This is a genomic window from SAR202 cluster bacterium (genome assembly GCA_016872285.1).
Classification (GTDB): Bacteria; Chloroflexota; Dehalococcoidia; order Lucifugimonadales.
In genome coordinates this window covers 1-10,136 of sequence record VGZZ01000067.1, presented here as the reverse complement: position 1 = coordinate 10,136, position 10,136 = coordinate 1, and the positions used below count along the sequence as shown (strand labels likewise).

Below are 10,136 nucleotides of genomic sequence, written 5' to 3'. Positions count from 1 at the left end.
ACCGAGAAGCTTCTAAAGCTCGCAGCTAGGCCAGGTAGTCCCTTATCATGGTCGGGGAAAGGTAACCGTAATTCTGAGGCAACAAAAATCTTTCGGTAACCATTGTTTATGAGGTCACACGTCCCCTCCGTATCCATGGCGTACAGATAGGACGGAGGATCGTATTTGCGGGCTCGCGCTCTGGCTAGCCCTGGGTTCATCCTCTCCATCAGGCCCCTGTTCGCCCTGCTCACCTTCGGATCCCTGGTCCAACGCGGCACCGCCTTGCCCTCCACCATGCGAATGCGCCTCCCCTCCGGCATCAGCACCTCCCGCGGCGCACGAGAGCGAAACCGCTCATCGATGTGCTTCTCATACATGTCGCCAGGCTCTATCCAATGGAGGTCACTGTCTATGATGCTTAAGCCTTGTTTCATCAGTTCCGCCTCCCGGAATTAGCTAGGTTAGACGTAGTGTTTCCTGCCCTAGACATCCTGGCCTCCATCTCCCGCCGATACTCTCTCACCGCGCTTGTGGTCGTAACTATTGGCTCTACGCTTACGCCTTGTATCACCACAATTCCGGCGGGCAAAGAGTCTACGTGGGGCAGGTCTCGCGGCAGCGGTTCATCCAGCGCGGCCCTCAGCGCCAGGTACGGCAGGTTGAAACCTGGGACCTGTAGGTGCAGCGACCCTCCGCTGAAGAACCGTCCCGCGTTCACCTCAGTCACCTTCAAACAGCCCTCGCCGTCGTAAATCATGTCGACACCGAACGCCCCGTTGGGCTCAGGGTCCACCGTTTGAATGGCCTGAACGCCCAGGTCTACCGCGGTGGGATTAGAGACAAATTCATGGGCGCCGCAGACGCCGGATATGCCGGAAAGGGTAAGATTAGGGAACTCCCAAAATAGCCGCTTCTTGCATTGCGCCGCCAGCAGCCTGCCTCTCTTCCAAACGTATTCGCACGACACGCTCTCCCCTGTCATACGCTCCGCGGCCATAAATCTGCCCCAGCCCTTATGTAAATCAATCCAGGTCGCCGCCTTCTCCACATCGTCCGCCGGCAGAGACCCGCTGCCCGCCACGCCTTTCACCGCCCTGAGCCATAAGTGTGGGCCTATCTCCCCAAAAGCCAGCGCCACGTCCTCCGGACCATTCATCATCATGCTGCGAGGCGTCGGCACGCCTGACCTTTCCCAGGTCTTGCTGGAAGTCATCTTGTCCTGGCAGGCAGCAATGGTGCGGGCGTCTGGAAGAAACGTCCTTGCCCTTATGCGTCCCGGGTCGCGGGCCACCGCCAAAATCTCGTCCTCGTGCTGCACCCACACCAGGTCCGGGCGCGTCTCCTCCACAATGCTTTGAAGGATAGCCAGGTACGTAGGATGGGCCGCCCTCGGCACTAAATACCTTTCGTCGGCGACTGCGCGATGGAGATGGAACTCGTTGCTGTCGACGCCAATCAGATGCGTCGGCTCCGGCGCCGCCCTCAGCGACCGGGCGAAACCTAATCCTATGCGGCCTCCCGCCTGAGTAAAAAGGACCCGTTTTATAGTGCGCCTCCGGCTAAAGGCTTCCGCTTGCTCAACCAATTAAAAGGAGTATTTGCCTACCGTGCTGACTGCTGAATTGACTGAATGGAGAGAAATAGCCTCGAAAACGGTGAGGCCTCAAAAGCCCGCGACTAGTCTAAAAGGAGTAATACAAGGCTGATACGGCGAGGTCCCCATATGATCCTGAGACGCAGTCGAAGTCTGCCCTGAGCCTGCTCGAAGGTGATCCAATCGACGTGACTAACGACGCAACTCGGATGGCCCCTCAGGTTTCCCCTCCCGGCTGCCCCACATTACCTCCCGTTCTCGTACCGCCTGAACACCAGGCACGCGTTCTGCCCCCCGAACCCGAAAGCGTTGGACAGCACCACCCTTACATCCTTATTCCTCGACACGTTAGGCACATAATCGAGGTCGCATTGCGGGTCCGGGAACTCATAATTCACGGTTGGGTGTATCACCCCGTCCGTGATGCTCCGCACGCACGGCACCGCCTCCAGCGACCCCGCCGCCCCCAGCGAGTGCCCCACCATGGACTTCGTCGAACTCACCGGTATCTTGTACGCCAGCTCCCCGAACAGCCGCTTGATGGCCACCGTCTCCACCAAATCGTTCAGCGGCGTTGACGTCCCATGGGCGTTGATATAGTCCACCTCCGCCAGCCCTGTCCCCGCGTCGTCCAGCGCCATCTTCATCGCCCGCGCCGCCCCGTCCCCCGTCTCCTGCGGCTGCACCGGGTGGTACGCGTCGGACGTGCATCCGAACCCCGCCAGCTCGCAATAAATCCTCGCTCCTCGCCTTAGCGCGTGCTCCTCCGTCTCCAGCACCACGACCACCGATCCCTCCGCCGGCACAAACCCGTCCCGCTGTGCGTCAAAAGGCCGGCTCGCTTTCTGCGGCTCCTCATTTCGAGTGCTAAGCGCCCGCATAGTGCAGAACCCGGACAACCCCAGCTGGCTGATCCCCGCCTCTGCGCCGCCAGACAGCATCACGTCCGCCGCCCCGCGACGCAGCACCTCCAGCGCCTCCCCCATGGCCTGGTTGGACGCTGCGCACGCCGTTATAACCGTCGAGTTATATCCCCGCAACCCCAGTATCCTGCTAACGTTAGACGATGCCATGTTTGGTAAGGTCATGGGGAAGAAAAAAGGAGATACCTTCATCCCACCCTTCTCAATCATCGTCCGCGCGCCCGCCTCCGTCGTCGGGAACCCCCCGTTGCCGTTCCCCAGCAGCACCCCCACGCGCTCCGCCTCCTCCGCCTTCACCACAAGCCCCGCGTCCTTCACCGCCTGCAGCGCCGCCGATACCGCCAGTTGCGAAAACCGCGCCATCCGCCGCGCCTCCTTGGCATCGATGTGCTGCCCTGCGTCGAACCCCTTGACCTCCCCCGCGATCTGGCACGGGTACTCCGACGGGTCCGCCAGCGTCATCGGCCCAATACCCGACTTCCCCGCCACCAGGTTCCTCCAGAACTCCTCAGCGCTGTTCCCCAGCGGTGTGAACGCGCCCATGCCTGTGATAACCACCTTTGGTCTCTTCCGCCATTGAATGTCTGGCGTTAGATGAGGTTTGAGGGCATTTGAAACCACTGACTGCCTCCAAGAAAATTCCTTCTCCCCTTGTGGGAGAAGGCGTAGGTTGAGGGGTGAATCCCTAAGAACACAATACGGGCATTAAGACCACTTGTCATGACCGCTTAAATTCACAAGCGCATCGGGAAGGCATCGGTGATGCCGCCCGTAGTCTATTGATCATCGAATCGCCGTTCTAGGTTTGGCTTGTGGGTAAACCTCTGGCGCAATCCCCAGTATCTCCTCCCTCACCTCCGCTGTTAAAAACAACGACCCCGTCGCCAGTATCAGGTCCGACTCCCCCGCCAGCGACCGCGCCCTTGCCAGCGCCTCCCGCGTTTCCCCTCCCTCTACTACCTCCACCCCATGCCGCCCAAACACCGCCGCCAGCTCCCCCGGCGACGCCCCCCTCGGGTGCCGAGACCTCGCCGTCACCACTATAGGCTTAATCGCCCTCACCTCCGCCGCCATCCCCTCCACATTCTTATCTCTCGACGCCCCAAATATCACCACCACCCGCCTATAATTAAAATACTTCGGCAATGACTCACACAGCCGCCCCATCGAATACGGATTGTGCGCTCCATCCGCCACCACCAGGGGCGACTTCCCCAAGACCTCCATCCGGCACGGCCACGACACCCTCGCCATCCCCTCTCTTATCGCCGCGTCGCTAATGGCAAACCCCTCCTCCCGCAGCGCCTCCAGCGCCCCCACCACCGCCGACGCGTTCTCCATCTGGTACTTCCCCAAAAGCGGCGTCCTCAGCCGGTACTCCCCCAGCCGGCCCTTCACCACAAAGTCCTGCCCCCCTAAATCGTGACCCACCGCCGACCACGTGATGTCCTTCCCTACCTCTATCAGCCTCGACCACTGCTCCCTGCAAACCCGCTCTATCGCCTCCCGCGCCTCCGGCTTCTGCGGCGATATCACCACCGGCGCGCCCGGCTTGATGATCCCCGCCTTCTCCATCGCGATAAGCCCCACCGTGTCGCCAAGAATATGCGTATGGTCCAGGCTCACCGACGTTATGATGCACACATTCGGCTTCACCACGTTCGTCGAGTCCAGCCGGCCGCCCATTCCCACCTCCATGACCTGAAAGCCAGCCTTGATGTTCCTGAAATGCACAAACGCCATCGCCGTCAGCGTCTCGAACATCGTCACCTCACCCACTCCACCCTCATTCGATACCTTTTCTACATGCGGCCACACCTCCTCCACCAGGCTGGCGAAATCCTCCCCGCTCACCGGCCTCCCGTCCACCGATATGCGCTCTCGAAACGTATGCAAATGCGGCGATATGAACATCCCCGTCCTGTACCCCGCCGCCGCCAGCACTGACGTCATCATCGCCGTCGTGCTCCCCTTCCCCTTGGTCCCCGTAATATGCGCCGTCGGCCTCCCCAAATGCGGGTCCCCCAACGACTCCAGGAAGGCGTACATGCGTCGCAAATCAAACTTTACCCTCGGCCCCCTGGGCCCCACAAACCTCTCGAAGTCCACCAGCCCCATCAGCCGGTTCAGCGCGGCGGCGTAATCCAAGATATAAGTCTCCTTTAGCCCCCACCTTTTTTTCTTCCAAGGCGGGAAGTGGCGGGGATTCACCGTTTCTCACCTTCGGCCGCTATCGGGAAGGGAGAGCCTGCCTTACCAGTACCTTACTAAGCCATACTCCTCTGCCGAAATTCTGTCAATGAGGTATTCTCGGCTCCTGCATAAAGTATCTCAAAAGGCTTTTCATGCCTCATTTCTCCGACTAAGGGCAATCGAATTATGCCTGGAACAATGCGACATATTACGTTTATAGGTTTATGTCCATCCTGTACTGAGGCGTGCTTCTATAGACTAGCATTACCTTCCAATTATTCTGAATTGTGTCGAAATACACAACGTTGAGGATCGCATTATGGTGGCCTGGCAACGTGTAACTATCTACATTTTCCACTTGTCCAGACCAGTGTAAGTCGCGGCCAATCGGCCATCTTGCTAAAGTTTGATGTTCTTGCAAAGTTTCAAACTCTATTTCAACCAAGCGACCATGGCAATGATCTGCGTCCAGTAAACCCCGATTGTAAACTTCGATAGCATAGCCAGTTCCTACTTGATTAAGAACTTGCTCACGTACGCCCACAATTTCTATTACAGGCTCAGCTGACCTTTTATTTACATCCAGCGCTAGTTGCAAGTAAGTTGCTCTAAATAAGACCAACACTCCGAAGACTAGAAAGGCAACGATTACCGGCATGACCCATGGATAGAGGTTATTTACACCATGAATAGAGTTCTGCACAAAAGCGGCGAGCACGGCGGATGCTGAAATACCTAAGATGGCTAAGACTATTACTGCTATCTCTACCCAATCCTTGAAAACAGGGATGTTTCGGAGTAGCAATAGGGAGTCCCAAAGAATAAGCCCCAAAGCTCTGCAAAACTTATGCATCTGTTAGAATTGTCGAAATGTTGGTGCGTTCGATTATGATGTCCCCGGTTCTACCTGGCCTCTAGACAAATACGCAACATGTAGATAAGCTCCAGACTATTATCGCAATATTAACGATGAAGCGCTACTAAAACCGCCATACCTCCATCGCCGCCTTCCCCATCACCCACTCCCTGTCTGACTTGCTCTTCAGCGCGGGGTAGTCCCTGATGCCCGCCAGCGCGTTCCCATACCCCTCTCGATTGCTCACCGGCGGGTAGTCGCTGCCCCACATCACGCGCTTCGGCCCAAACGCCTCCAAGGCCATGTCCACCAGCGGCGGCGTGTAGTCAAACCCGAACTCCGGCGTCAGCACCGGCGGCCTCTCGCTAATCTCCCCCAGCCCGCCCACCTTGATATACGTGTTCGAGTATTTCGCCAGCGAAAGTATCCTCTTGTAGGTCGAATACGGCGCCTTCTCCCCAGGCTTCATGTTCCCCAGGTGTTCGATGACCATAGGCAGCTTAGGCATCGACACCACCAGCCCCTCAAACTCCTCCGACGCATACGGCGCCGTCTGCCCCGACACGCTCACCGTCAGCCCCAGTTCCGACGCCTTTTTCCATATCGCCAGCAGGTCCTTCCCCGGCGATCTGTCCGATGCATTCAGCCGCACCCCCACCGCCCCCTTCCTCGCCCACCCCTCCAGCGCCTTCCCCGCATCCGCCTTCGACACGTCCACAATCGCCACCACCGCAAACTTCCCCGGATGCTTCTTTGCAGCCTCGATGAGATAGCTGTTGTCATACGCCCCCCGATGCTGCACCAGCGTCGCCTTCTCCACGCCGTTCAACTCCATCTGCCGCAGCAGCATCTCAATAGGCTCAAACCAGTTCAACCCCGCATGGCAGTGCGTATCCACTATGAGCATGACTCCTCGCCTCCTTCATATTCATTGAGCGTGTTCTATCTACCCAGTAGACTCCAATATGCGTTGCACACCCACCGATAAAGCCTATGCCGCACCCTTCAGGGTGCGGTAGGGTACTACAATTCAATAGCCACTTCCCCTTCCGCGCCCATAGCTTGGCACAAAACGCCCCAAATGTCTCTACTCGCCAACCCTGTGATAACATGAGCGCGAAACTGCACCCGGGAGGCGGCCATGCTGGACATCCTCATCAAAAACGGTCAGATTATCGACGGCTCAGGCAGCCCCGGCTTCTTCGGCGCTGTCGGCATCGAAAAGAACACCCTCTCCATCCTCCGCGGCGACGTATCTAACGCCGAGGCCGCCCAGACCATCGACGCCGCCGGCAAAGTCGTCTGCCCCGGCTTCATAGACCTACACTCCCACGCCGGCCTCACCATCCTCGGCGAACCCAAGCACGAGCCCAAAGTCCGCCAGGGCGTCACCACCGAGCTTATCGGCATCGACGGCATCTCCCACGCCCCCTTCAAAAGCCATAAGGAGCTGGAACGCTATATATGGCTGGACTCAGGCCTCAACGGCTACCCACCCAAAGCCGACTGGCTCACTGTCACCGAACTGCTGAACAAGTACGATAACAAAGTCGCCATCAACATCGCCTACATCATCGGCAACGGCCCACCACGAGTTTGGGCCGTCGGCTGGAACGACCGTCCCGCCACCGGCGCCCAGCTTGAGGACATGAAGTCGGTCATGCGCGAAGCCATGGAGGAGGGCGCCTGGGGCCTCTCCACCGGTCTCGACTACGCCCCCGGCTCCTACGCCTCCACCGATGAACTCGTCGCCCTCTCCGAGGTCTCGGCCCGCATGGGCGGCTTTTACCACACCCACACCCGCGCCAAGCTCCGCGCCAAAGGCCTCCTCGCCCCCTGGCACGAGGCCCTCGATATAGGACGACGCAGCGGCAGCCCCGTCCACTTCACCCACTACCGACAGCCCGGCCAGGGCGTCGGCAGTCACTATGATTACATCGGCCTCGTCGAAAAGTCCCGTGACGAGGGCCTGGACGTGACCTTCGACTGCTACAGCTACCCCTTCTCCAGCACCTCCATCACCATCGCCCTGCCGGACTGGGCCAAGGACGGCGGCCCCGAGCGCCTCATGGCCGCCCTTAAAGACCCCTCGGATAGGGCCAAGATGAAGAAAGACCTGTCCCGCGAGCGCGTCGAGAACAGCTATCTCACCCACTTCCGACGCCCCGAGAACAAGAAGTACGAAGGCAAATGGGTCCTCGACATCGCCGAGATGCGAGGTCAAGACCCTGCCGACGCCATCTTTGACCTCCTCATCGAGGAGAACCTCAGCGTGTGCGTCATTACTCTGGGCGTCAACGAGCAGACCCTCCCCGCCTTCGTCGCCCATCCCTACGGCATGATCGCCAGCGACTCCATCATGCTGGGCGAATTCCCCAGCCCCCGCACCTACGGCTGCTTCCCCGTAGTCCTGGCCGAATTCGTCCGCGCCGAAAAGCACCTGCGCCTCCCAGAGGCCATCCGAAAGATGACCTCTTTCCCCGCCCAGCGCATGGGCCTGCAAGACCGCGGCCTCCTCCGCGACGGCCTTAAGGCGGACGTCGTCATCTTCGACCCCGCCACCGTCAAAGCCCCCGCCAACCGCCACCACCCCAAGCAGTTCCCCATCGGCATAGACCACGTCATCGTCAACGGCACGCCCGTCATCAAAAACGGCAAGCACACCGGCGCCCTCCCCGGCAGATCGATAAGAAGGGGTAAACGCTCATAGCCAGCGTCGGTTATAGAAGTAAAACAAAATGGCCCCCACAAATTGGGGGCCATTTTAAGTAGTCTGAATCTAGCCTAACTTTCCGCTGTAGGAGCCTTCATTCTCTCCTTCAGGGTGTCTCGCATCTTGCGGAAGTTGGTGAGGCTGGGATAAATGTTGCCCTCCGCCTTCCTGTCGAAAATCTTCTCACCGTTATACAGGACTTCGAAGCGTCCGCCCACTTCTGGGGTGACCGTGATAGCTACATCGGGACCAAACTCTCGGAAAAATTCGCTGACCATCCAGGCAGCTACGTTATGATGCCCTCAAGGAACGCAATAGACAATCTCGATGCCGAATTTCCCTATCATTGCGCAGTCCTCCTAATCAAGATCGGGATTTAGGCTGTTGAGTATCTTATGACAAGTTGACTCGGAAATCAACCAACCCAGGTGCAAGTGCCGCTAGATTCGCTACGCCGCTGGGCTGTTGACCTGCGCCGTCAGTTTGGGTCGGCGACGCGCGTACTCGTTCTCCAGCAGTCCCATAACTATCGAGTCGTACCACTTGCCTTCCTTCGGATGCGTGCTGCGCAGGTGCCCCTCCAACATGAACCCCATCCTCTCGAACATATGGATAGCGTGGCTGTTATATTCCGGTATGTCAGCCCAGACCCTATGGAGCTTGTATGTGTAAAAAGCTATATCCAGGAGTTGCAGCAACGCGGCGGACCCAAAGTGCTTCAGCCACAGGTCCTTCCGTCCAATGATTATGAATATCTGGGCCTCATGGAGGGGCGGCTCTATCAATAACTGGCACTCGCCCACGTGGCCCTCTTGCGAGTCATAAATCGAGTACACTTTGCGTGTCTCGCCTTGAAAGGCGCTCTTCCACTCCTCTTCCGGCGCTTCCGCCATCTTCTGAGGGGAGTAGCCTATATGCATAGGCTCGCCTGCGTCATCGGCGCCGTACCATGAGTCTCGTACCTCGGGATCTTGAAGCCACTGGGCCATCCGGGCCACGTCTTCGCGGGAAACTTCGGTCAGGCGGGTCTCGGGCATTGCGGGCCTCCTATGGTCAAGCTATAAAGGGAAAAAGCAACAAGCAAGGCGTGGGAGGTCTTGAGTTGATTGTACCTATTGAGAAGCCGCTAGGCAACCCTTAATATTCAGCGTATGGATCAGGCCCAAAAACGCCGTGCTCATACCCTCGCCAATAGCCGCTCGACCCTCTACTACGACGTCTTCCAGACTCGATTCGGCTGGTTTGCCGCCGTCCTGTCTCCCAACGGCCTAAAATACGGCAGCTTAAAATCCACGCCCCAGGACTCCTTTGAGGAACTGGGGCCACAGGTAGAAGCCGCCCAATTTGACCCGGACAGGCTCAAAGACATTCGAGAATTGCTGCAATCTTTTCTGGCGGGCAAGGCTGATAACCTCGATCAGATCGTTCTGGACATGGAAGACGCGCCGGATTTCCACAAGAGGGCCTGGGAGGCCTGCCGCTCCATACCCCTGGGCGAGACCCGAACTTATGCCTGGCTGGCCGCCATGGCGGGACGCCCCGGCGCCTACCGCGCTGCGGGACAGGCCATGGCGCGGAACCGCGTGCCCATCGTCGTCCCTTGCCACAGGGTCATCGGCAGCGACGGCGGCCTCCACGGCTACGGCGCCGGCGGCCTCGGTGTCAAGGCCGAGCTCCTCAGGATGGAGACTCTTCTCCTTCAGCGTAAACCGTCTGCTGGCTGAGGACTTCCAGCGCCCTTAGCCTCTGCTTCTCGTCCACCATGAGCCGTACCGGCAGAGGCGAGCTTCCCAGGAATGACGACACGTCTCCCTGCTTTAGAATGACCCTGATGCCTTCTGAAGACAGCAGGTTCTTCCACATCTCCGCCGTCCA

General features: G+C 58.7%; 10 protein-coding genes. 2 read left to right on the top strand and 8 right to left on the bottom strand.

The genetic code is table 11. From position 1 onward, the window contains the following. Positions 1-415 precede the first annotated feature (415 nt). The 5 genes from FJ320_12350 to FJ320_12330 form a co-directional block, all read right to left on the bottom strand. Positions 416-1,567, bottom strand: coding sequence for a hypothetical protein (locus FJ320_12350; GenBank protein ID MBM3926741.1), 1,152 nt, complete (start codon positions 1,565-1,567; stop codon positions 416-418). Between the two features lie 254 nt (positions 1,568-1,821). After that, positions 1,822-3,081, bottom strand: a complete 1,260-nt coding sequence (fabF, locus tag FJ320_12345; protein MBM3926740.1) for a beta-ketoacyl-ACP synthase II — start codon at positions 3,079-3,081, stop codon at positions 1,822-1,824. A gap of 201 nt (positions 3,082-3,282) precedes the next feature. Continuing rightward, positions 3,283-4,647, bottom strand: a complete 1,365-nt coding sequence (locus FJ320_12340; GenBank protein ID MBM3926739.1) for a bifunctional folylpolyglutamate synthase/dihydrofolate synthase — start codon at positions 4,645-4,647, stop codon at positions 3,283-3,285. Between the two features lie 259 nt (positions 4,648-4,906). After that, the gene (locus tag FJ320_12335) at positions 4,907-5,497 is read right to left on the bottom strand and encodes a hypothetical protein (GenBank protein MBM3926738.1); all 591 of its coding nucleotides are present in this window, start codon (positions 5,495-5,497) and stop codon (positions 4,907-4,909) included. A gap of 175 nt (positions 5,498-5,672) precedes the next feature. Next, a complete protein-coding gene (locus FJ320_12330; GenBank protein MBM3926737.1) occupies positions 5,673-6,455 on the bottom strand; it encodes an amidohydrolase in 783 nt (260 codons plus the stop codon). A 234-nt stretch (positions 6,456-6,689) separates the two neighbouring features. Here FJ320_12330 and FJ320_12325 point away from each other — a divergent pair, with 234 nt between their 5' ends. Next, entirely contained in the window at positions 6,690-8,258 is a 1,569-nt protein-coding gene (locus tag FJ320_12325) for a D-aminoacylase (protein ID MBM3926736.1), read from the top strand. A gap of 74 nt (positions 8,259-8,332) precedes the next feature. Here the strand turns inward: FJ320_12325 and FJ320_12320 are convergent, their stop codons facing one another. Continuing rightward, a complete protein-coding gene (locus FJ320_12320; GenBank protein MBM3926735.1) occupies positions 8,333-8,539 on the bottom strand; it encodes a hypothetical protein in 207 nt (68 codons plus the stop codon). A gap of 171 nt (positions 8,540-8,710) precedes the next feature. Next, entirely contained in the window at positions 8,711-9,298 is a 588-nt protein-coding gene (locus FJ320_12315) for a GNAT family N-acetyltransferase (protein ID MBM3926734.1), read from the bottom strand. Between the two features lie 114 nt (positions 9,299-9,412). On the opposite strand from FJ320_12315, the gene FJ320_12310 reads away from it, so the two are divergent. Next, on the top strand, positions 9,413-9,985 hold the full coding sequence (locus FJ320_12310; protein MBM3926733.1) for an MGMT family protein: 573 nt from the start codon (positions 9,413-9,415) through the stop codon (positions 9,983-9,985). On the opposite strand, the gene FJ320_12305 is transcribed toward FJ320_12310, so the two are convergent. Beyond that, positions 9,939-10,136, bottom strand: a 198-nt coding sequence (locus FJ320_12305) for a DUF2007 domain-containing protein (protein ID MBM3926732.1), incomplete at its 5' end; no start/stop codon positions are given. The genes FJ320_12310 and FJ320_12305 overlap by 47 nt on opposite strands.